This is a genomic window from Telmatobacter bradus (genome assembly GCF_048629425.1).
GTDB classification, from domain to species: domain Bacteria; phylum Acidobacteriota; class Terriglobia; order Terriglobales; family Acidobacteriaceae; genus Telmatobacter; species Telmatobacter bradus.
Genome location: NZ_CP184532.1, coordinates 1986185 through 2009988, shown reverse-complemented (window position 1 = coordinate 2009988; position 23804 = coordinate 1986185). Strand labels below are relative to the sequence as shown.

The 23804-nt window shown below is 54.5% G+C and carries 13 protein-coding genes; 4 read left to right on the top strand and 9 right to left on the bottom strand.

What is annotated here, in order from left to right; all coding sequences use genetic code 11:
• Window positions 1-133: 133 nt before the first annotated feature.
• The 5 genes from ACOBR2_RS08550 to ACOBR2_RS08530 all read right to left on the bottom strand — a co-directional run bounded on the left by ACOBR2_RS08550 (window position 134) and on the right by ACOBR2_RS08530 (window position 11458).
• Window positions 134-1030, bottom strand: a complete 897-nt coding sequence (locus ACOBR2_RS08550; protein WP_420239602.1) for a lipase family protein — start codon at window positions 1028-1030, stop codon at window positions 134-136.
• Window positions 1031-1327: 297 nt separating this feature from the next.
• On the bottom strand, window positions 1328-3175 hold the full coding sequence (locus ACOBR2_RS08545) for a hypothetical protein (RefSeq protein ID WP_420239601.1): 1848 nt from the start codon (window positions 3173-3175) through the stop codon (window positions 1328-1330).
• A 67-nt stretch (window positions 3176-3242) separates the two neighbouring features.
• On the bottom strand, window positions 3243-4496 hold the full coding sequence (locus ACOBR2_RS08540; RefSeq protein ID WP_420239600.1) for a hypothetical protein: 1254 nt from the start codon (window positions 4494-4496) through the stop codon (window positions 3243-3245).
• A 105-nt stretch (window positions 4497-4601) separates the two neighbouring features.
• Window positions 4602-8579, bottom strand: coding sequence for a carboxypeptidase regulatory-like domain-containing protein (locus ACOBR2_RS08535; protein ID WP_420239599.1), 3978 nt, complete (start codon window positions 8577-8579; stop codon window positions 4602-4604).
• A gap of 8 nt (window positions 8580-8587) precedes the next feature.
• On the bottom strand, window positions 8588-11458 hold the full coding sequence (locus ACOBR2_RS08530; RefSeq protein WP_420239598.1) for an RNA polymerase sigma factor: 2871 nt from the start codon (window positions 11456-11458) through the stop codon (window positions 8588-8590).
• 377 nt (window positions 11459-11835) lie between these two features.
• Between ACOBR2_RS08530 and ACOBR2_RS08525 the strand changes: the two genes are divergently transcribed.
• The 3 genes from ACOBR2_RS08525 (at window position 11836) to ACOBR2_RS08515 (ending at window position 18577) form a co-directional block, all read left to right on the top strand.
• Window positions 11836-13638 (top strand): hypothetical protein, encoded by a 1803-nt coding sequence (locus tag ACOBR2_RS08525; RefSeq protein WP_420239597.1) that lies wholly within the window; start codon window positions 11836-11838, stop codon window positions 13636-13638.
• Between the two features lie 114 nt (window positions 13639-13752).
• On the top strand, window positions 13753-17406 hold the full coding sequence (locus tag ACOBR2_RS08520) for an MBG domain-containing protein (protein WP_420239596.1): 3654 nt from the start codon (window positions 13753-13755) through the stop codon (window positions 17404-17406).
• A 64-nt stretch (window positions 17407-17470) separates the two neighbouring features.
• Window positions 17471-18577 (top strand): alpha/beta hydrolase family protein, encoded by a 1107-nt coding sequence (locus tag ACOBR2_RS08515; protein WP_420239595.1) that lies wholly within the window; start codon window positions 17471-17473, stop codon window positions 18575-18577.
• Window positions 18578-18728: 151 nt separating this feature from the next.
• On the opposite strand, the gene ACOBR2_RS08510 is transcribed toward ACOBR2_RS08515, so the two are convergent.
• Together ACOBR2_RS08510 and ACOBR2_RS08505 are read right to left on the bottom strand one after the other, a co-directional pair.
• A complete protein-coding gene (locus tag ACOBR2_RS08510) occupies window positions 18729-19178 on the bottom strand; it encodes a carboxymuconolactone decarboxylase family protein (RefSeq protein WP_420239594.1) in 450 nt (149 codons plus the stop codon).
• 106 nt (window positions 19179-19284) lie between these two features.
• On the bottom strand, window positions 19285-19782 hold the full coding sequence (locus tag ACOBR2_RS08505; protein WP_420239996.1) for an RrF2 family transcriptional regulator: 498 nt from the start codon (window positions 19780-19782) through the stop codon (window positions 19285-19287).
• Window positions 19783-20011: 229 nt separating this feature from the next.
• Here ACOBR2_RS08505 and ACOBR2_RS08500 point away from each other — a divergent pair, with 229 nt between their 5' ends.
• The gene (locus ACOBR2_RS08500; RefSeq protein WP_420239593.1) at window positions 20012-21607 is read left to right on the top strand and encodes an alpha-L-fucosidase; all 1596 of its coding nucleotides are present in this window, start codon (window positions 20012-20014) and stop codon (window positions 21605-21607) included.
• Between the two features lie 65 nt (window positions 21608-21672).
• Here the strand turns inward: ACOBR2_RS08500 and ACOBR2_RS08495 are convergent, their stop codons facing one another.
• Together ACOBR2_RS08495 and ACOBR2_RS08490 are read right to left on the bottom strand one after the other, a co-directional pair.
• Window positions 21673-22710 (bottom strand): glycosidase, encoded by a 1038-nt coding sequence (locus ACOBR2_RS08495; protein WP_420239592.1) that lies wholly within the window; start codon window positions 22708-22710, stop codon window positions 21673-21675.
• A gap of 521 nt (window positions 22711-23231) precedes the next feature.
• Window positions 23232-23789 (bottom strand): Fur family transcriptional regulator, encoded by a 558-nt coding sequence (locus tag ACOBR2_RS08490; RefSeq protein ID WP_420239591.1) that lies wholly within the window; start codon window positions 23787-23789, stop codon window positions 23232-23234.
• Between the last annotated feature and the right edge of the window lie 15 nt (window positions 23790-23804).

Genomic DNA, 23804 nt, shown 5'->3' with positions numbered 1-23804 from the left:
CATGAGAAAGGGCGGGGATTATCCTCGCCCTTTTTAAGGTGTAGACCAAAAGCTGGATGCCAAGGTGCCTTTTCCTCAAGAAAAAGGCACCTGGCACGCCCCTTAAAAAGTCTACATGTATTCCGAAAATGCTCTAATTCGCTACGCAGTCTGAATCCAGACTTCCTGCATTGACACCGGCCGCTTGACCCATCAGGTAAATATAGGTCGTCAGATGGTGTGAGCAGGCAATCGAGGTGCTCACAACGCTGGTGTTGGGGGTCAGCTTGAAGCCTGTTTTTACCTGCTCAAAAGGCCACAGGGGAAGATCTGGCACAACATCGGAACTGTTGTAGACCCGGTAGCTGCTGGACAGATGGTCGTCGTAATCGTACACCCAAAGGTATTCACCCACCTTGGGGCTGGCGAAGGTATAAATGGTTGGCTTGGCGCTGGTGTTCAGCGCAACGTCCAGACCACCCAGCTCAGCCAGCGCGCCGCCCAGGCTGTGACCGGCGAGCGTGACACTGCTGCCGGTTCCTTTGGAAATATAGCTGGCAAGGGCCTTGCGCACGCTCAATGCACTCTGCGACGTGCCTACGCGCAGCGACTTGTAAATCGATGAAAATCCCTCTTCCGTATAGCCGTACGAGTTGCTCACCGGATTGACCACAAAGTAGAACTCGGCGTCATCGACCCATTCCAGAATCGTATCGCTGCCACGCAATACGGTGACCAGTTCTCCGGCAGGAGAGACTCCAATGAAGCCATAACTGACCGTGTCGGTAAGACTCGGATCGTAGGTCGCAGTAAAGTCGTTGCCGTAAATGGTGGTCAGGTACGTGTAGCCGAGAGCGGAGATGTTTTCCTTGTCTGTGGTGGAGTAATCGCTGCTGGGATCCACACTGGCGGCAATCTTTATCAGATTGCCGTACTTGATTGCCGTAGTCCACTGAATGCTGCTTTGGGCTGTAGCGCTGCATGGAAGAATCACCGTCAGCGCAGTGAGAACAAACTTGAGAAGGAGCGATGAAAAGGTCTGCTTTTTCATGCTTGCATCATCTGTGTACTGTCTTCAATATCACGCTAAGATAAGTTGAATCCTCTGCAAATTCTGTTCAATGATCCTGCCGCCTCTCCTTTGATACTGCGTGCTTCCCTTCCCGCGGTGCAATGTGCCACAACAAGGTAAGCACAAACAACGCAGGCACAAGTTGAGGACAGCTGAACATCAAGACAAATACAGTTGAAATGCTGACAGGAAAAGGCCTAATCCGCATCTTCCCGTCAGCCACTTTGCTATAGCGAACCAACCCGTATTTCTTTGCACCCCTCCAGAAGCATCCGCCTACGGCAGATAATAGCGAAACGAAGTCTCGAAAATATTGTCGAGGCCCTCTGGAGCAAGGCCGTTCAGGTCGGCCCAGGTTTTGCGCTGGGCGTAGCCGTACTGAATACCCTGGCGGAAACGTCCTCGCGTGCCCTTGTAGAAGTCGTACCAGTAGCCCACGGTAAACTCCTGAATGTCACGGTTAGTTGCCGAGCAGGAGCTTGGCGTGGTCGGATAATTGGTCGTGCCACCTGTCCCGGTCGGCACAGGTTCAGTATTGCAACCGGCGTTCGTATAGCTGCTGATTGTGCCCACACCATAACCCAGCGGATTGCCCGTTGTGAGGTTCGTGTAGTTGGTGCGCTTCACGTAATCGCCACCATAGTTGGCGTAGACATCGAAACGCGGCGTGGCGTGCCACTCAACAGTCGAGAGCGCGGACCAGGTATGCAACGGCGACAGCTTGCCGTCAGGACGCACTGTCACGTCGGCGATAGTCGAGGTTCCGTAGCGTCCCATGCCCGTGCCCCACAAGCCTTTCAGACCTAAATCCAGGCGCTTGTTCAACACCGCGCGGCGCGCGCTTGCGCCAATGCCGCCGCCCGATTCAGTGTCGTTGTAAGCACCCACGCTCGTTGCCGTGCCTGCTGCGATTTCCGCCTTGGTTGCGTTCGGATAGAGACGTGCACGGAAGAAGCGCGAGACTCCGAAGAGTTCGTAGTGGCCGCCCCACGTTGGTTCGTAGGCAATCTTGGCAATAAAGTCGGGCACAGCGTTCATGGAATAAGTTGTGATCAAGCCAGGTGTCGAGCCGTTCGAAGTGTTGGCTGCTGCGTTATAGTTGCCACCATTGGCACCGGGGCTAGCCCACAGGATCAGCGGCAAGCCGGTTACATCTCCGTTCACGACCGGCGAAAGCGTTTGCGGATTTTCGAGCGAGACCGCAGTCCAAAGATGCGGATTAACTTGCTTGGTGATGCGAAATCCATACTGCCGTTCCCAAACAAAGCCCGGCACGTAATTCGGGTCGATGCTTTGCGGCGTAGCCTCCGTGCGTAGCGTCAAACCACTCTTGTATTCCGTCGCCAAAGACCACATCTGGCCGCCAGCGAAGGACCATCCGGCAACGGTTTCCAGTTGTCCCCAGATCTGCCGTTGACGCATGACGTAGCTATTCGACTGATTGTTATTCGAACTGGTTCCCGTGCCGAGAAAGTCCATCTCAAAGTAGCCACGGAAGGCATTGTGCGCGCCCTTGCTTTCGGCAAGCAGTGCAAGACGCGACTGGCGACCGGTGCCGAAGAACTCGCTGACCTTCGCCATGTCCGAGCCTGTCAACGGAATCGAGGTCCACGCCGTCGGAATATCGCCGCCGGTGGCGTGGTTGCGATCTACAGTTTCAGCCGCCGTGAAGCTCCCTGCCGGGGAGAGAGTAATGCCCTTGTAGTGCAGAATGTCTGGATGTTCGATAGAGGCCCTGGTCTGCTTCTGGTTGTCCTGAATGGTCTGCACCAGCGAAACTGTGTTGCCCTTCATATCGGTCACAGCACTCTGTAGCGTGTTCACCGCGCCCGTGTTCGCAGTTGTAGCCTCTTCAATACCTTCGGCTTTGCGGCTGGCTTCGGCAGCCTGTGCCTTCGCGTCCGCCGCATCCTGGCGTGCCTGCTGCAACTGCTTTTGCATCTCATTCATCTGGTCTTGAATCTTCTGCATATTGTTGAGCAGTTGCTGATTCATTTGCTCCACCTGCACCTGCTCGGCAGTCTTTTCTTGCGTCTTGGGCTTCGCATGTTTTGTGGGCACCTGTGCGACGGCATAACATGCGGACAGCAGTACCACGACGAATATCATTTTTCCTGCATACATTCTGATGCCTCTCCTTCTTTTCTTCGAACAAAACAGCACTGTCTTCTGGTATAGCTACGGGCCGTGGTTACTGCTGAAAAAGGTAGAGCTGCATGTGATAGGCACCGCCCTGGGATTGCTCATACGTTGCCCAATCATCGGCAGTGACGAAGATGGCATACTTGCCTCCGGGGTTGCCGACGATCGCTGTCCCCGAAAATGTGCAGGTGATGTAGCCGCCAGAGTTGACGCCTGTGGTAATTCCCGTTGTGCCTACAGATACTGCCGTGACGCAATTTGAAGAAGGGTCGAGTACGGTAATGGAGACGGATTGATATAACCCGTTATAGGTTGAATCCTGCGTTCCCAGGCTGATAATAGTGGTAGTGGTGGAATCAAGCGCCTGCGTAACGTCGTTGTTGAGGTAAGCCTCACCAGTCAAGCCCGTAAAGGAAACCGGGACAGTGATCGTCGGAGCCGCGGCCTTCAACTGATAACTGATTTCATCGAAAATACCTGGTTCATAGAGAAACCCACGATAGGATTTTGATGCAATATCGGATGCCGACAAGGCCGAAGTCGGCTCCGCCACGCCAACCACAGAAGAACCAGTGGGAGTAATCGTTGTAGTTCCGTTAATGATTCCCGTGGGATCGCTCTGGTCGGCTACAAAGAATCCGGTAGGTCCGATCCAGATATTCTTCTGCGCATTGGCTTCTTGTTGTGCCGAGGGGGAGCTGTCAAAGCTATACCAATCGTCGTCCAGTAGTGTCTCTGCTGCCGTGAATCCGATGGTGGAAAGATTGCTGCTGGTACTGCATGTGGCGGTAAAGGATGCCGGACCAGTGCCAATGCCTTCCAGATCCTCAAAAGCCCATGAGGCACCCGTGGTATCAGTGCTGGCAACAATGCTTCCGTACCCACCACCGCGTGTGTCCAGATATTGGAAGCGGAGTTTGCCGGTGATGGGATAGCACTCGGTCTGCGGGACGCCGAAGACGGGTGCGTTGGTTGAATCTCCCGGCCGCAAGATGGCTGCCCGTCCCTCGATCTCCAGCGCATAACCGCCATTGCTCAGTGCTGTAAATCCGTTCACCGTTGTGGTTGTGCCGGTAGTCGCAGTGGCTGAATAGGTGACCGGCTGATAGCTGAAAACATCATTCGTGTTGTCGAGGGTGAAGCTCCACTTTCCTGGAGTCTGCGGGCCCGTGTAGGTATTGACCGTACCCGCCGTCGCGGGCGTCGGCAAGCCTGTGGTCGCAGAGGGATCGGGAACAACCAACGCAGTTTTGCCGCTGCCGCAACCAGCCAAAACGACAACTGCCGCGAGCATCAAAGCCATGAGTGCAGAAGAGTAAATACTATGAAGAAATCTCATCCTATTCTTTCTCCGTATTGAGGGTGAACTTCCGTTTTGTGAGCTGCGCATGTTCGTAAGTCACCTTTCTCAGAAGATCAATTTAAGTGCGAACTGGATGGTGCGTGGACGGTGCGCATCAACCGGATGCAAGAAGGAACTGCCAGTCAGGCAGTCCGTGCCATCGCCACCGGCGGCGCTATAGTATGCAACATCGCCTCCGTAGCAACTGACTTCGTTTTCCGCCTGATTGCCCAGCGTAGGATCGTAGATGCGAAACTGCGTAGTGTTGAAGACGTTGAATGCCTCGGCGCGAAACTCCGCATTTACCCGCGCGTAAACAGGAAAGCGTTTCAGTACGGCCATGTCGGAGTTCCAGCGACTCGGATTATTCAGGTCGTTGCGCCCTGCGTTACCGAAGGTCAGCCCACGCGGAGCGATGAAGGCTGCGGGGTTGAGCAACAACGGGCCCACACTCTTGCTATTGTTACCGCCGGCAGGTCGGCGCGAATGGGCTGAGATGCCGGAGAGGTCAGGGTAAGAGCCCGACCCGACACCATTGGCAACGCCCGCGTTATCGAGCGCGCTGACGCCGGTCGGGCTACCATTGTTCACCACCGTGAAGGGTATGCCGGTTTCGAAGATCGTAAGGCCACTAAGCTGCCAGCCATCCAATACCGCTTTAATGACATGGGAGTTCTGCCAAGCGGCACGAAATTCCGGCGTATTGGCATCGTCAACCGAGTGCAGAAAAGCATCAAAGAACTTCAGCAACGGCAGATCATAGATGTAGCTGACGTGCAACAGGTGCCGCTGGTCAAAGTTAGAGCTGGCGCGGTTTCCCTTCAGGTTGAAGGAATTAACGAAGGTAGCATCCGACCTGTCAGAAGCGTTATCGAGCGAGTGGCTGTAGGTATATGCCACACCCAGCGTGAGAGGACCTTGCACTTTGCGCAGCGTAGCCTGAAAGGCGTTATAGCTGGAATTGGCAACATTCTGAAGGGAGTAAATCTCGCCGATGCCGGGCGCATAGGTGCGCAAACCGTTCGGCGACGAGGGGCTGCTGGAAGATGAGGCATAACATGCGGCAACCAGGTTGTTATAACCCGCATCTCCAGGTACAACGACCGTTCCGTTCCTCAAATAAAAGGTGGACGTATTCGTAGAAACTGCGGATGTTGCGGTGCAATCGCCGACATCTCCTGTATATTCCGGATTCGCTCCCTTGGTCATCATAGGTTCATGCGCACCATAGGGATTGCTACTGGTCGGAGTCAGCTGATTGGTTTCAAGCTCCGCGGTCAGGTGCGTTCCCTTACTGCCTACATAAGCGAACATGACCAGCGCGTTTCCAGGCAGTTCGTGTTCGATGCTTGCGCTCCACTGCTGCACATACGACCAGACGGCCTTGGTGGGAACAGCTGTCACATTGATCGGAAAGGCAGTGCTTTGAAAAATATTGTTGTATTGGCCGTCATCTTCACCGATCGTGCCCCAGCCCGCCGGATTGATCTGGGTCATGCTGAGCACGATGGGCGCGCCACCCTCCAGTGAGCCGGTGTTTGCTTCATCCGCTGTTCCATGTTCGAAGAAAATTCCATAACCGCCGCGCAAAACTGTCTTGCCGCCACCTGTAGGATCCCAGGCAAAACCTACACGCGGTGCCGGATTGAAGAGGTGGCCAGACATGCAGCCCGAAGGGATGCCATTCTTGCCGCATTGAACAATGCCATTTGTGATCTGCGGGTTGACGCTGCCGTCGCTTTCGTAAATTGGAATAGAATTGTTGCTGCTGGCAACCCTCAACCCTCCCTGGCTGTCGACCGTAACCCCGCTTGCCGTAGTTGTATTGAAGGCAGATGACTCCCAGTTATAAGCATTATTCTTCAATTCATGGAAGGTTCCGAACAGGCTCAAGCGCAGGCCCAGATTGACCGTGAGCCGCGGCGTCATCTTCCAGTCATCCTGAAAATACGGCTCGACAATTTGGTAACGCTGGCGATATCTTCCCTGCCCGCTGTCCTGCTGGTAGGTGGAAATACGCCCCGCTCCACCCGGTGTGTATGCGTCAAGGTAGTCATAGAGATAATCGGCAAATGAATTGCCGGTGCCACTTTTAAGATTGCTGAAGGTCAGAAGCCCCTGCGTATCTCCGGTAGCAGCGCCGATCGGACCATTGATCTGGTTCCGCTGGAAGATGACCCACTGTGCGCCGAATTGAAAGTTGTGCTGCCTCCAGGTTTTGGTCAGGTTGTCGGCAAAGCTGTAGGTAGGGCTGCTGTGCTCCCACGGCATATAGCTGGGATCCACGGCAAAACCATAACCTCCGTACTCGGCATTGTTGCCTGCAATGGAGATCCCCGGCATCTTCGCTACGCCATCGGTTCCTGCGCTGTTGTTGTCGAAGATGGTCGTCATTCCACACTGCATATTGGCAGAGGAGGCACAAGAGTCGTTGAGGACGGCGGGGCGAGTCAGGCTCACTCCCGAACCAGCAACATCAGCAAGAGTGATGTGCGAATTCGTATAGCTGGCGATAAATTCATTGAGGAACGTAGGCGAAATCGCTCCAGTCAGACGTGCTACGTAGCTCATGCCCGGAGCATAAAATCTGTTTTGAATCGTCGGATAACTATTTTGAGTGGTGGCATACTGCGGAACCGGCGTTGTCTCGTCCCATTCATCGTGAATGTAGCGGAAACCTGTCTGCCATTTATCATTGATCACATGGTCGATGCGGAAGAGTTCCTCGCGCCAGTAAGTCGGCAAAGAAACATCGCCATTGAAGCAGGCTGTGCCCGTGGAGTTGCAGCCGCTGGTAGCGTTTGGTAAAGGAAAGATGCCGTTTCCCTCCAGAGCCACCGCATTCTGGTTCAGCACAACCTGTTCATATTTGCCATTGTCATAGCCGGTCAGTTGATTGTTGGGAAAAGTAACAGAGGATGTACTACTGTCTGTCGGACAGTCTGGATACGCTGTTCGACTAAAAGAAACTCCATATCCAGTATTCGTTGCCGCCGGACATACGTCGCTGAAGTCCCCATTGCGCTCTGCCAAAGACGGAACCGCCTGCCGGTATGCGTAAGGATCTTTCTCTATGCGCGCTTCTTCCGAGAAGAAGAAGTGCGTTTTTCCTTTGGCATTGTAGACGTGAGGAATGGAAAGCGGACCACCGATGGCTCCGCCAAAATCGTTACGACGATAGAGAGGAGCGCTGTTGCCCACATCAAAGTACCCTTTGGCGTTGAAGTCTTCATTGCGAAAGAATTCATAGACGCTGCCGTGGTACTGGTCTGTGCCAGATTTGGTTGTGACAATCGTAGTGCCGTTGCCGGTGCTGGGGTACTGCGCTCCGTAGTTCGAGGTCAGAACTTTGATCTCTTGAATGGCGTCGATGCTGGGCGTAACGATCAACGTGCTGTGATCCTTATTGATGCCGACGTTGAGCGTTTCGGAACCATCTACCTGGAAACTGTTGTATTCCGTGCGACCGCCGTTCACGGAATATGCAACACTACCCGCCATGCCGACGCGAGCTTCATCCTGCTGTGTCTGGTTGCTAACGCCAGGAGCCAGTGCAATAAGTTGTGAGAAGTTGCGACCGTTAAGCTGAATGCCCTGGACTTCTTTGCCGGTGATGGTACCGCTGACCTCGGCATTCTCGGTATTCAGTTCTGCGACAGATGCGGATCCGCCTTCGACCGTAACGGTTGATTGTGCTCCGCCCACCGTGAGTTGCACATTAAAAACAAATGCTTGTCCCATGGCGAGAGAAACATCATGCGCGGAGACGTTAAACCCCGGCGCTTCTACAACGATCCGGTAGCGCCCAGCCGTAAGGTAGGGAATGGTATACGATCCGGATGCGTCGGTTTCCGTGTGCAGTTGCACTCCGGTGTCCTGGTTGGTGATTTCAATTGCGGCGTGGCCTATTGCACTATTCTGCTGATCGGTCACTTGACCGACGAATCTAGCATTCTGCGCATAACTGGAAGTTGCGGCAAGAATGAAGAGTAATAAAGGCAAAATTACGCCGATACGCTTCCTGAACTGTGCATACATTTTCATGTCCCTGCCTAGTTGTGATGGGGCGTTAAAGTGCTGGAGGAGATAATTGCGTGATCTGTAGCGGGTACAGGTATACGGGAGATGGCAGTGCGTACCTCTGTGGTGGACACTACCAGGTCGTGAAGAATAAGCGGCGCGGATCTTGAGTGTTCATCTCCCGCATAGACAAGCTCTTTTGCGAGGAGAAGATTATGCTGCACAGCATCCTCCATAGCTGCTGGATCGCTTGCAGACATATCCGCACCGCGCGGGCGACCTATGCCCAAGGCCGGAAATATATCTTCCTGATCCTTAACTGCGCTGGCGAGATGATTGATGTGTTGGCGCATGAGTTCATTCAGCAGAACACGCGCTGCTGGTGACAAAGGCTTGGTGGAAGGATATTGATGCTGTAGATCGCCAAGGCGGTTGTTTTCACGGACCAAAGTTGCCGAAGAACTCAGAAGCAAAAAGGCAAATTGCTGACAGCGGTCTCGCAATACCCGCTGACTTTCACAATAACTATCCAGCGGGCTTTCCCCATCCACAACCGACATGGCCTTGATCGTCGATTCCCCCCGCGCGTTTCCCGGCTTTGATGCAAAATCCCGGTAGCTGAGAATCTCCGCAGTTACGTTTGGTATCATCCGTAACCGATCGGAAATTTCTTGCTTGCGTCTTTGGTCTTCGACAATACCGGTTACACTGATTCCGCTTTCTGTTTGAGAAATTTGCAACCTCTCGGTATCCGCATGCAATTCTTGCAGCGCCAGCAAGACACCCAATCTGGCGATGTCAATGTCGGACTCGCTTGGGTGCGCCGGGCCGGACAATTGCGGAAGAGAGAATGAACGCGGGCGACTGGAGCTTAGCGCACTCGCCTCTTGTTCAAACCAGCCCTCACTTACCGGTCCCCACGGCACTACATCATAGGAGAGCTCTGCAATTTCAACATTGCGCTGGTCACGGAAGCGCAGAGACCTCGCGACAGGGTGAAGATCGCTCAACCTCACGGTCAACGATTCACTCAGCACTGGTCCCACAGTTGTTGTAGTGGTAACAGTCAGCAGGTTGCTTTCCGTCTTCTCAATGCGGTCGCGTTCGCCAATCGCATGATCATGCCATGCCTGGAAGCTGGCAGACGACAGTGGATCATTCCAGTCAAGGCCAGCCTCTTCCAGCTTTGCTTTTAGCAGGCGCTCATCCTTGTCGGCAGGCTGTGCCTTTGGACGACGGCGGCCATCGATGTCACGATAGATCTCCCGTTGTAAAGCACGCCCCGCGAAATGAATCGTTACCCTCTGATGGACAGCTCCCGGACCATGTGCAATGCGTTGATTTCTTTCTGAACTTACACTTTCGTTGATGAGAGTCAGGGCGCGGAGCTGATCCCTTTGATGACTATCTGCCACCCACAACAGGGTGCTGCTAGCCAGGACCAAAACCGCGGCAGTGATCGGCACAAACGGTTTGGTTTGCAGTAACGAGGTCATCCCATGGGCCAAACTATTCCACCACGCCCTCGCTGCATTTGGCTGTACGGCTCCAGCAATGAAACCATTCTTCGTTTCTTCTCGCCCTGCTTCTACGTCATCCGCTCCGAACATGGAAACAGAATGCAGGTCATCAAATTCTTCGTCTTTCTTGGAAACGGTGACGAAATGAGGATCGATGTAGATTGCCTCAATCACGGCTCCATCCGCCGTAAATCGGACAGCGACTGTCAATATTCTGTCATCACTTAATGCAATCTCACGTCGTAGTTCCGGCGGGGCTTGAGGCGGCCGATGGAGGATTTCAAGCGAGAGCATCAACATCCCTTGTTCGCTGAAGACCTCAATCATGTCGACATTTTCGATGGAACGGGTTTCCACCTTGAGAATTGCGCAGGAGGAACCGATGTTACGCACCGCTACAACCTCGGCATTCAGTGCAATGACCAGTCCCGATGGGCGATGCTCGAAAACCTCGCGCACTCTTTCTTGCGCACCGGCAAAGATTCGTTCAAAAGCATCTTTATCCGATGAGTCTGACCGCTTCGATTTTCCCGTAGTGCGGGTTGGCTTCAAAGAGTCCTCCATCAAACGACCGGGGGGCGGCGGTGCCCCACACAACCTAATGACTTTGTAGAGGCAAACTTTACAGCTCACGATATGTGCCAGAAGATCGCTTTCCAGTGGCCGCAAATTCAGAGTTTGATAGTAGCGCTCAAGCGTTGCGTTCCCCGGGCAAAGACCGCACGATGAGTCGAAAATACTTTGCATAAGAAAATTTGCAAAATCGCCTGAAGGAACTGCAACTTTGAGAGGTTTGTATTCTGGCGCTGATCCACGGCGTAGTACGTGCAGCTTGGAAGGATCGACAAGATATGTCTTCAATTCTTCCCTCGCATACCCCAGGGCAAGATCAACAGAGTGCCTGGAAATCAGGCAAATGGAAGCAATTTCCTCCGGGGAAAAGCCATGAAAGAAGCGGAGGAGGAAGATGCTTGCAAACTTTGCTGAACGCCTTCGCCATAAAAAGAAGATGAGGATCTTGCGTAATTCGTTCTGAGATTCAATTTGATCGAACGACGTCGAAATCGATCTACGCAAGCTGATTGCAAACGTGTCGAAATCGACTGCGCCCAAACCAAGAAAGGTATGGCTCAAGCCTCGTCGACGCTCTGTCAAATAAGCAAATCGCAGGTGCGTATAGAGCAGAGGCTCAATGTCCTCCAGATTCGACACTTCATCGCGAAGGCTGAGAATTCGCAAGAAAGTATCCTGAACCAGATCTTCTGCGGCAGCGCGATCATTTTGCACAAAGTACATTGCCCACTGCAGTAGCCATGGGTATTTGGCAGCGAACGCGCTATCAAGCGTCGCCTTGGAGCTCTCGCGTGGATTAACCAGATGCATTGCGCCTCTTTTATATACCCGCCGAAAAAACGCTCCATCTCTCTCAGATTAACGAACTGTTTACCTTCAATTATTTCAACTGTAATTGACGCGAAGTTCATCTCGATTTAATGATTTCATGGTTTCCGCGGGGCTACTTTCTCACTCAGCATAGAGGAACCGCCATAGCAAGACGCATACTCAGGTTCCAGGAATTTCGAACGAGCTTGTCACGACAACTGCTCATCTCGCATACATGTGAAAGATGCGTTGCTAGTGTCCTAATTCATCGAACAGCGTAGCAGCCTAAACAGACTGAGACGCCGTTCCATGAATTCACTCCCCCTCTTCAAATGGGAGCAACCTCAACGCTGTTACACCAAAATGGAGATGTCCTCATGAGATTCACGAAAGGAATCACCCGAGTCTTGGCACTCGCGGCAACGGCGGCTTTGGCGACAGTTCTGCCTGCGCAAACTCTGCAGGTACTCACTGCGGGATCCTCCGCACAATTTGGTCCCTTCGCAGTTGCAGCTTATGCGCTGGCCACGGCCAACAGTGCAACCGCGTATCACTACACCGTAAAATCCGGAAGCTGTGCCTCTGGCTCCACTACCTGCTATGCCTATCTCGGAGATTCCCGCAGCTCAAGCATCGCCAACGAGCCCGGCAACCTCTGGGTAGTCTGGAGTTCAAACGGCATCTGGGCATACCTCAGCGTCGACTCTACGGTTGGCGTGCGCGCATTCCAAGCCACCCCCCGCGCAACTCTGGGTCTTGCTACCCTATCCTCTTTGCCGGTAAGTTCGACTTCAAATTACCTGTATTGGAGCGATAGCACAGCGGACACGGCGCTTACTTCCACAGTCTATAGCGCGCTGAAAGGTACGGCTATCACGGCTGCCAATACTGACATCCGTCCCGAAGACGCGCTATTCGCCACGAACCGCGCCCTCAACACACTCGGCTACGGCTCTGTCGCCGATACGCGTTCTGGCCATACCGGCCAGTACCTGATCGGCTACGGAATCGAGAGCGCCTTCGGCTCCAGCCCCAGCACCGCAAATCCGGTCTCCTTTACTCTCTCCGGCACCGATCCCTTCAGTGGCGATGCGGTTCCCACTTCCGTCACGATTCCCATTGGCGCGGCTCCAATTGTCTTCCTGGCCAATGCCTCCACCGGCAATGTCACGGCCTCCGCAACCAACATCACCACCGCCAACGCCGGCGAACTCTTCAGCGGCACCAATTGCGATAGCAGCATGCTCGGACTCACATCCGGTACGCCGCTCAACCCCATTCTTCGCGAACCACTTTCCGGAACCATGAATACCGTGCAGTACTCCGTGTTCTGGTCTGCCTACGACCAGGAAAACAATATCAACGACGGCAATGCAGCCCCAGGGGCCTCCACGAACACCGGCATCAACCCGCTGCAACAGAAGTGTACGGCGGGTAACGGCTATCGCTATCGCGCCATTGGCACCGGCGACGAAGTCAAGGCCACACAGGGTGGGGAAAATGTGAGCAGCGGCTTGCAAGGGGGCGGTTCAGCCGTCGCCAACGCGGTCGGTTATGCCTTCTTCAGCTATGAATCGACCGCCCCAAGCAGCAGCTACCCCTATCACTACCTGACCCTCGGTGGGGTAGACCCCATCAACTCCAGCTACTCCGCGGGCGCGCTGCCAACCTGCAGCACGTCTGCCGGATACCTCAACTGCCCGATTAGCGGCGGCAGCTCCTTCCCGCACCTGCGCGACGGCAGCTATCCGGCGTGGTCGGTTTATCGCCTGATTACCGACAGCACCGGCGAAGCAAATGCACAGACACTTGTCTCCGAAGCACAAACGCTGGTCAACTCAACCATTCCGGACTTCGTTCCCTTCACCCCGGTATGCGCAAGTTCAAGTAACGCAACGGATGAGCCCGGTCTGGCGGTCTACCGTGAACACTACGTACCCAGCACCATCACAACCACCCCCAACACCATCAGCATCACTGCCAATGACGGCCCGGTTGGCGCCTCCGTCAGCTGCGCGAGTGGCCTTTCTTCCTACACACTCCCCTCGCTCACCCTGGGCGGCGTGGATTCAACAGGCGAGAACACGGAAGCTGGCGGCGATGTAGGCGGAACTATCGTCGTCAACAGCACTGGTGCTTCGCTCACACCCCCCGGCTACACGCAGAGCACCAATCATTGAAATCTGAGTAAAACAGGAAGCTACAACGCATCTCCCATCAGGAGGCCTTCGGGCCGCCTGATGGGAACTTTTATAAGAAAAAAGTGTCTTTGATTCTAACTTCAGGAAGGCTCCATGAAATCAACTAGCAATGCTTTGATCTGTCTTCGGTGTTTCACGAGCAACCGTATCTGGTTGCTCTTTGTGCTGTTACTGCTCGGATTGGTTGGCGATGCCGCAGCCCAAACCGATGCTCCTTCGGGCTTCTTTCCCGGAGCCATCAATCAATTTGCCGGAAACGGCTCGGCTTCCTTCACCCTCACCAGCGGCTCTTTGCCCACATCCGGAGGCATCGGCGGTTCCAGCGTCGTTGCCGTGGACAGCGAGGGAGATGTGTTCTTCGCTGCACAGAACGAGGTCGTGGGGATGGTCTACGCGGGAGGAACGATTCCTCCCATTCTGGCCGCTGTTACCACGAACGCCAGCACGCCCGTGACGCCCATCGCGGGAGATGTCTATTTGGTTACTGGAACAAATAGTAGTGGTAATTGCTCCGCCTCGGGTATAACCGCGGCTGCGGCTAAATTCAAGTCCATTTCCGGAATGTGGTTCGATGGCAGCGACAACCTGTATATCGCGGATACAAATTGCTATAAGGTTAGCGAGATTGACCACGCTACAGCGACCTACAACGTTATTGCGGGCACGGGCACAGCGAGCAGCTATACCGCCGCCAATGGAAACTCCACGATTAACGGTGCATCGCCTACCAGCATCAAGCTGAGTAGTGGTATTTTCGATGTCAAGACCGATTCCTACGGAAATGTCTACATTGCAGACTCCTATAACTATGCGGTCTATGTTATCTACACATCGAATGCGACGGCTGCTCCTCCGGCACTGACTGCTGAAGGTGTAACTCCGGAACAAGGCGACATCTATGTCGTCGCCGGCAAGGTACAAAGTTATTGCCTCGCCACAACTTCACTCCCTTGTGCACAATACGGTCCAGCAACAACCACGACCTTTGCTGAGCCATATTCTCTATTTATCGATTCCGTAGGGAATATTTATATTACGGACTATTACCAGGATTTGGTTCGCATCCTTTACGTGGGCGAAGTAAACGGAGCCGTTCCTCCGGTGTTGGCCGCCGCAGGATTTACCACCCCCACAATCGGCGACATCTATGTGGTCGCGGGAACTTTCAAGCAGAGCGGAGGGTTTACCGCTTGCACCGCAGCAGGTTGCGGCGACGGCGGACTCGCAACCGCCGCCACCTTCAAAACACCTTACAATATGCTTGCCGATTCGGCGGGCAATGTGTACATCGCCGATCGTGGCGATAACGCCATCCGCAAAATCGACACCTCGGGATATATCTCAACGATCACCGGAGTGGACACGCCTCTTTCTCCAACCGCGAAGCCCACCACCCCGACCGCCGACGGAACCGCAGCTACCAGTGCAATACTCTATCATCCAACATCGATTGCCTTCGATTCCACGCAAAGCAATCTCTACATCACGGACGGCAACGACGTGGTCTGGCAGGTGGCGGCGGCGACGGCACAGGAAATCACCTTTCCCTCGCTCACCAGCCCGGTAACCTATGGAAGCCAGATTACCTTGGGCGCTACCGCCAACTCCGGTCTTGTCGCAAGCTACACTGTCTCTCCGACAGCGAGTGGCAGCGTCTCCGGCTCCACGCTGACGGTCACAGGACTCGGCAGCATCGCCGTCACCGCCGAACAGGCTGGCGGCTCGGTCACATCGGCTTCCGGCACAACTACCTATTACGCACCTACCACCGCAGCCGAGGACGTCACCCAGACGATCACCGCCGATCAGGCACCGCTGACGGTCACTGCCAATAACGTGAATCTGACCCCGACGCAGCTTGCAACTTTCAATTTTTCAACTGGCTTCTCCGCAACGATCAGCGGCCTTGTGAACGGAGATACGGCTTCGGCTTACTCTGGCGCTCCTACCTTCAGCACCACCGCTACCTCCGCCGCCTCCTGCGGTGTTTCGTATCCCATCACACCCTCGCTTGGCACACTGACCTCGACAAACTACGACTTTCCCAACTTCGTTGCCGGAACACTCACCGTGACCGGTACCACGACGCAAAGTGTTACTTTGTCTTCGTCCCTGCCTTCCACGGTCACCTACGGAAAAACCACCTCCGTGCCACTCAGCGCGACATCTGGTTCGGGAGGTGCGGTGACCTGGACCCTGCTCAGCGGGCCGGGAACGGTCTCCGGTTCAACGCTCACCATCACTGGCGCCGGAACCATCAATGTCCAGGCGATCCAGAATGGTAGCTGCACCTATGCAGCCTCTTCCGCGGTGACCTATACGCTGATCGTGAATCCCGCGCCCCTGACCGTGACCGCGCCTTCGCCAACTTACTCCTACGGAACAAACATCACAGCGGCTCTTGCCTCCGACTCGCCAACCATCACAGGCTGGGTGAACACCGACAGTACGCCGACGGTGAGCGGCAGCCCCGCATACACCACCAGCGCCACCAGCACCTCAGACCCTGGAAGCTACACCCTTTCGGTAGCACAAGGGACGTTGGCCGCGCCCTCGGCAATAGCCGCAAATTACACCTTTACCAACTTTGTTTCAGGCCACATTACCATCACCAAGGCCAGCCAGACGATCAGCTATGTATCATCGCTGACGAACGTGCAGTACGGCAATGACCCAACCATCACGGCTACCGCCAGCTCGGGACTTCCGGTTACCGGAACCACCACCGGACCGCTGACCGCCATCCAAAGCGTAACCTATCCCAGTTCCAAGGACTACACGCTTGAATGGAATGCCACGGGGGTCGGTACGGCAACCATCACGCTGACCCAGGCAGGCACCACAGATTATGCAGCTGCGACACCAATCGTTTTAAGCTTCACCATCGCTCAGGCGCCACTGGATATAACTGCCACCAGCTACACACGGGAAGAGGGCGCGACGAATCCGACCCTCTTGTACACAGTTGGCACATCAACTTCCGGCGCAGTTGGAGGCTTTCAAAATGGCGACATCGACATTCCTTCGGTGCTTGCGGGCTTGCCCACACTAACCACAACAGCAACCCAAACTTCCTTGCCGGGGACTTACTCGATTGTGGTCGATACAAGTGCAATGACTTCGACGAACTATTACTTCGCCCCGGTCAACGGCACGCTGACAGTGACGCAGCCGGGCACCTATGCGATTACAGCGAACCCATCCTCGCTCACCATTCAACGAGGATTGAGCGGGCAATCGACAATCACCATCACACCCTCGAACGGATACCAGGGAACAATTACGCTGACTTGCGGCACATTACCCGCCAATGTAAGCTGTACCGTCAGCCCCTCTACTTACACCTTTACTGGCTACACAACAGTAACTTCCAGCAGCGGCACCACAAGCTACGAGTATGCACAACAGGGAACCATCACCATCAACACGGCGGCCACCACGGTGGTCGGCGCCAACTCATCGCAAAAATCCAATTTGCGTCTGGCAGGTCTGATGATTCCAGGTGCGCTTACCGGATTATTCCTTGTCTTCGCGCGCAAGCGGGTTAGCAAGATCAGCATGATCTGGAGTCTGTGCGCTCTGCTCATGTTTGGCGCAGGAATGCTCGCAATTACGTCGTGCGGCGGATCAATGAATACAGCCGCGGCCACCGGTACCCAAACCATCACCATCAGTGGAAACGGGACAACACCCTCGGGAAGCGGCGCAGTCACCGCAACGGTTCCCTTGACGGTAACGATTGAATAACGCATCGCAAGCGGACGGCATTCCCATGCCATCCGCTTGCCTCTGGTTTTGTAGGGGACTCTCTATGAAGACTCTGACGATGGAAAAAGCATGGAAGACCGATGGCAGAACCATGAATATGCTTCTGGCTCTGTTTCTTTTACCTGGCATTTCATTGACGGCATGGAGCCAGCAGCCAGCTCCTCATCCCTCATCCGGAGAGGTCGCATCCGACTCCGCCAAGACGACACCGGCGTCTGTTCCTTCACAAACCGTAGAACACTGGGATGTTCTTCCGCTCGCAGGAAATAGCCTTCATGCACTTCCGGCGATGATTGGTGAAAAGGATACGTTGCCCACCTTCACGCGCGAGTTGCTGAGTGTGCAATGGCGGCTGAACGACCCCATTGACCTTTACGTGATTCGTCCGAAGGATGTTGCCAAACCGCCCGTGGTTCTTTTTCTCTATGGTTACCCCACCGATGCTGACAAATTCCGCAACGATGCCTGGTGCCAAAACGTTGTCAGGCACGGCTTCGCTGCGGTTGGCTTCGTTTCCGCACTTACAGGGCAGCGATACCACGACCGTCCGATGAAGGAATGGTTCATCAGCGAGCTTCAGGAATCTCTTGCTACGTCTGTTCATGACACACAGATGGTCCTCAATTATCTTGCAACGCGCGGCGACCTCGACATGAACCGCGTGGGCATCTTTGGACAGGGTTCCGGCGGAACGATTGCTCTTCTTGCGGCGACCATCGATCCACGCATCCAATCAGTAGACGTGATGGACCCCTGGGGAGACTGGCCCGACTGGCTGCTCAAATCACCGCAGATCCCCGAAAAGGAAAGGTCCAATTACCTGAAGCCGGAATTTCTGGCCAAAGTTGCACCGTTTGATCCCGTGCGATTGATACCGCAATTGAAGGGAAGACAGCTCCGTTTGCAGGAAAATCTCTTCAATCTGGCCATTCCAGATGCAGTTCGCAAGCAGATCGAAGACGCCTCATCGGGCATCGCACAGATTGTCGAGTATCACGACAGCAAAGAGTACAGTGAGAAGGTCAGCACCAACGGAAAGATGCTCGAATGGATGCAGTCGCAACTACTGGAGGGGACGCAAACAATCACCCCCAACGAGCTTCTTGAAAAATCGATTGCGAGCGAATATCAGGACAGGAAGAAACAGTAGAGATGGTCACTGGTCTCGATCTCTTAGATACAGCACACGGCTATATTTGCTATAAACGCTCAAATCGGTCCATCCAGTTTCTCCTTGATGCGAGCTTGATGTGAGTTTGGCGGCTCACGCGCGGAGTTTCCTGGATGGACTCCTGTCAACGTTAAATGGCGGCTACTACTGGAGGAGTCCGCGAGCAAACCATCAGGCGATTCCAGGCATTGATTTCAGCAACGGCAAACGAGAGGTCTGCAATCTCTTTGGTGGAAAACTGCTGGCAAAGCGGCTCATAGATGGAGTCTGGAACGTCGCCATCTTTCAAAAGCGTCATGCTCTCGGTCCAGGCCAGCGCTGCCCGTTCACGAGGGCTGAAGACTGGGGCTTCACGCCAGGCAACCAACAGGTTCAACTGGTCCTCGCTGACACCATGCTGACGTGCCAGGGGTGCATGCATGGCCAAACAAAAGGCGCATCCGTTGATCTGTGAGGCCCGTATCTTGACCAGTTCCAGCAGGCCCAAGTCGAGTCCGCTCTTTTGAACATAGCCGTGAACGCCCAGCAGGGCTTTGTATCCAGCAGCCGCTACCTCGGTCAAATCAAAACGTTGTTTCATGGTTTATTCCTTTCAAAAATCATCCCCCTCGGGAGTAACACTGCTTTTTTGAAGAAAAATCAACTTGGCAGCACGGCCTGTGTTGAATAGCTTCTGGAGAAGCAATCTAGTTGCCCCTGCGCGTTGGCTTGCGATCATCGAACCAACTCCCGATCTGCAAAGCAAAGTCGGTCGGTGCCTTCTTTGCAACCTGCCCGGCAAGTTCCGCCAAAGAATGCTCAGCAAGTTCCATGCGCATGCGGTCCTCTGCCATCAGCATCACGGTATGAATGGAACACCTGCCGGAGATTGCCCAGGCAGGCGCTTCCGAGCCAAACACGGCACAGCGCGAACGGATTTCGCGACATTCGAAAAGTTCTTTCGGCCCGTCGATGGCATGGACAACATCAAGAAAGCTGATCTCTTCCGCAGTTCTTGCCAGAGCATATCCGCCCCGCGCACCTTCGGCAGCGGTAACCAAACCGGCTTTGGAGAGCCGAGTGAAGATTTTGGCCAAATACTCCACAGAAACGCCCTGCAAAAGAGCCAGATCGCGCACGTTCGCCTCCACTCTTTCACCCTCCGGGGCAACAAGGTAGAGAAGACAGTGCAATGCGTATTCCACACCGTTGCTGATGAAAGACACGTTAACTCCGACACGATGAGTCGCAGTTAAAGAGTATACCAACGCAGGATTCTGAGCAAATCAAAAATAGGACTACGCCTACTGGAGAACTGCTCTAAGGGCTGTTGACGTTCCTCTGCATACGCAGCATTCCTGAACGTACGCTGCAAGTGGTAAAATTCTGTTTCTCCATAGAAATGGTTTCGGTGAGTAATGACGCTTTCGCGACGTGATTTTCTGCATTCGGCCTGCATCGCCACGGGAAGTACCATCGTCAGCACTGCTCTGGCTGGCGCACTGCACGCCCAGACGGGTGCGCCCATGGGTTCTGCGGACGTCTACGCAATCCCCAAGCCACTGCCGTCCGGTCCGTTCTCGCCTTCATGGGAGTCTCTGCGCGATCAATATCGTGTGCCGGAGTGGTTCAATCAGGCCAAGTTCGGAATTTTTTATTCACTGGGGTTTGTACTCCATTCCGGCGCACGTCAACGAGTGGTACATCCGCCACATGTATACGACCGACGTGGAGTGGCACACGAAGCACTACGGCCCGCCCAATCAATTTGGGTACAAAGACTTCATTCCGCTCTTCAAGGCAGAAAAATTTGACCCGCATGCCTGGGCCGACCTCTTCGCGCAATCCGGCGCACGCTATGTGATTCCTGTGGCGGAGCACCACGACGGCTTTGCGATGTGGGATTCGGATTTGACGCCTTGGTGCGCAGGCAAGATGGGGCCCAAGCGGGACCTGATTGGAGAGCTTGCAGCTGCAATTCGTCAGCGCAATCTGATCTTTGGTCTTTCCAACCATCGCATGGAGCACCACGACTTCGCCTATCCGGCCACGGGCGTTCCGAATGATCAGTTCGATCCGCGCTACGCTGGTTTCTACGGCCCACCCATTCCAGGCGAAATGAATGAGGGGAACGCATCGAAGCCCTTTCAAGAAGATTGGCTGGCACGGGTGCAGGAGCAGATAGATAAGTACCAGCCGCAGATGATCTACTTCGACAACGGTGTCAATCCGCGCAGTTATGACGACGTGAAACTGCGCGCGGCAGCCTACTACTACAACCGTGCGGCGCAGTGGGGCAAACAGGCGACGCTTGCCACCAAGGATGTGGCGTATCTCTTCGGCACGGTGCAGGACTTTGAAAAACAAACGCGCGCACCCAAGTGGATTTATCCCGCCGCCGGATGGCAGGTTGATGATGCAATCGGCAGCACGTGGGGATACACCGACGGCATGACGGTGCGCACGGCGCAGAGTGTTATTCGGGAGTTATTCGAGACGGCAAGCACCGGCGGCAACCTGCTGTTGAACATTTCTCCGCGCGGCGATGGCATGATTCCCGAGGAGCAACAACGTTCGCTGCTTGCCATCGGCGATTGGCTGCGCATCCATGGAGAAGCGATCTACGGCACATGCGCATGGACCCGTTTTGGCGAAGGTCCGATGATGCCGAAAGAAGCTCCGGGAGACTGGAAGGGCGGATCAACGGACCAGCCAGGACCGAAGCTCGCACGCCGCGCTGCCCTCGCTCCGACGGAAGCTGATTTCCGCTTCACCGTGGGACCCAGGGCGCTCTATGCCTTTGGCTACCAACGCACGCAGCAACAGGTGCGCATCACTTCCCTTGCCGCAGAAAAGGCCAAGGTGGAACGAGTGACGCTGCTCGGTCTGGAATCCTCACTGAAGTTCGTTCAGACTCACGAGGCCCTTGTAGTTACTCTACCCACGGAAGCGAGTGCAACTGCAGCGCAGATGCCATACTGCTTGCGCATTGAAGGCTCAGTCCCGCTTAGCCGTACAGATGTCAGCTAGGGTCTGTTGACGTTCCTCAAGTGGATGGAGAACGTCAACAGCCCCTAGCTGTCTTTGTCTCACACTCAAGCTCTCTCAGAATTCGAATTCTCCATTAAACTCGGATTCGAATCCAGCCAGGAGAGCAGGCCACGAATGCTGCCTGTTGCCAGAGCAATACAGGAATCGGCGGCACCGTAATACATGTTGATGGTATCGCCGTCTGCGCCGATCGTCTGACCGCACGGAAACACCACGTCCTTGACATCTCCACAACGCTCATAGTTGGCTTCAGGACCGAAGATCCAGGAACTACCACGCTGCAAACAAATCTCCGGATTCTCCAGATCAAAAAGCGCTACGCCAAGACGATAAATGCTTCCCGACGCCGTCTGGCGAACGCCGTGGTAGATCATCAGCCATCCCTTGTCGGTTTCAATCGGCGGAGAACAGAGGCCAATCTTGTTCGCATCCCACCATCCGCCGCGTCTGGCTTCCAGAATGATTTTGTGACTACCCCAGTGCCGCAAGTCCGGAGAATAGGATATCCACATATGCGCGCCAAGCGCCGTCATCGGACGATGAATCAGAGCCCAGCGCCCACCGATTCTGCGCGGCAATAAGGCTGCGTCCTTATCCTCGGGAGGCATAACCACGCCGAAGCGCTCAAAGCTCTTAAAATCCCTGGTCAGGGCAAGAGAGACTCCGGGACCACCCCGCGCAAAAGAAGTGTATGCCACTGCATACTGTTCCAGTTCCGGGATGTATGTAATGCGTGGATCCTCAATGCCCCAGATCTCTTCCGGATATTCCCGGGCATTCGCCACCAATGTGGGCTTCGGATCTATCCTCCAATGATCGACACCATTCGAGGAGCGTGCGGCACAAAGATGTGACAAGCCGCTCCGGTCTTCTACACGGCACAAAAGCAGCGTATCTCCGTCTGGCAACAAGACAACACCAGCATTCATCACACTGTTGATCGGATAGGGCCAGTGCTCATGGCTAAGAATAGGATTTGCGGAAAAGCGCGTAAACAAAGGATGCTCGGCAAAGGCTTGGGACTTCAGTGCCTTCGCGTCCGCATCCACTTCTGGTGTGGATACTGTCTGTTTTGAATTCAAGGAGAGATGCTCATTTCTTGATGCGGTTGGTCAACGCTAGTTCCAGGGCAGTAAAGCCCGACGACACGTTCTTCCATCCTTAGAGCACTTTCGGCATACACGTAGACTTTTTAGGGGCCTTGCAAGGTACCTTCTTCTTGAGGAAAAAGGCATTGATAGCAAAATCAGGGATACTGTACCCGCAAGCCGCAGGTCCAAAGTTGCCCTGACCATCAGGGAGCGGCAACCTTGCACCATTTTTCTGGGACTACCTTTCCTGATTTTCTCTAGCATCCAGCTTTCGGTCTACAGCAATTCCGAAAATGCTATAACCGCTGGTCAGCGAAGAATCACGCAGCACTGAAGAGCATGTGTTCCCCATCGGCCAAAATAACTGAATGATCAGAGTCTCATTGCAGCATCTTTGATACTGAGCTATTGCACGCACAAAACAAAGTCATATTCTGCCACTCTCTTGTTCTATATCCGGGGAAACTTTGCTGAAACCTGCCTACCGGTAAAGTATCCACACCGCTACAGCTTCAGGATTGAAGCTGTTTTTTTTTGCGGTGGACAGGCTTTTTCGCCTTCTCCTGGCAGGCCTCGCACAGGCCATAGATCTGGAAGCTGTGGCGGCTGGTGGCATAGTGGAAGCTTGCGCCGATGCGGTGCTCGATCTCTTCGATCTCCGGCGAAAAGAACTCCACCGAATCGCTGCAGCCGGTGCAGATCATGTGGTGATGATTGCGGCGGTTCAGGCGATGCTCATAGCGTGCCACGCCGTCGTGGAACTCGACCTCAGCGGCCAGCCCGCACTCATTCAGCAGCTTGAGCGTGCGATAGACGGTGGTATAGCCCACGGTCGGGTCCTGCCGTTTGACCAGGGCATGCAGTTCCTCGGTGGAAAGGTGCTCACGGCTCTTCAAAAAAACGCGCAGAATCAGCTCCCGCTGGGTGCTGCGCTTCAGCCCCAGGCGCGTCAGATGTTCCTGCAGAATCTTTTGTGCCTCGCCCAGCGTCTGGCGAAACTCACTGGCCTGGTCGTCTACTCGCTTCTCTAGCATGATCTTTTGGCTGGAGCGCTTACGATCACGCTCCATGGATAGGATTCTACA

Coding starts and splice junctions, on each gene's coding strand:
- ACOBR2_RS08550 (WP_420239602.1), bottom strand. CDS start 1,030: ATGAAAAAGCAGACCTTTTCATCGCTCCTTCTCAAGTTTGTTCTCACT.
- ACOBR2_RS08490 (WP_420239591.1), bottom strand. CDS start 23,789: ATGGAGCGTGATCGTAAGCGCTCCAGCCAAAAGATCATGCTAGAGAAG.
- ACOBR2_RS08535 (WP_420239599.1), bottom strand. CDS start 8,579: ATGAAAATGTATGCACAGTTCAGGAAGCGTATCGGCGTAATTTTGCCT.
- ACOBR2_RS08540 (WP_420239600.1), bottom strand. CDS start 4,496: ATGGCTTTGATGCTCGCGGCAGTTGTCGTTTTGGCTGGTTGCGGCAGC.
- ACOBR2_RS08510 (WP_420239594.1), bottom strand. CDS start 19,178: ATGAAACAACGTTTTGATTTGACCGAGGTAGCGGCTGCTGGATACAAA.
- ACOBR2_RS08515 (WP_420239595.1), top strand. CDS start 17,471: ATGAAGACTCTGACGATGGAAAAAGCATGGAAGACCGATGGCAGAACC.
- ACOBR2_RS08530 (WP_420239598.1), bottom strand. CDS start 11,458: ATGCATCTGGTTAATCCACGCGAGAGCTCCAAGGCGACGCTTGATAGC.
- ACOBR2_RS08525 (WP_420239597.1), top strand. CDS start 11,836: ATGAGATTCACGAAAGGAATCACCCGAGTCTTGGCACTCGCGGCAACG.
- ACOBR2_RS08545 (WP_420239601.1), bottom strand. CDS start 3,175: ATGTATGCAGGAAAAATGATATTCGTCGTGGTACTGCTGTCCGCATGT.
- ACOBR2_RS08520 (WP_420239596.1), top strand. CDS start 13,753: ATGAAATCAACTAGCAATGCTTTGATCTGTCTTCGGTGTTTCACGAGC.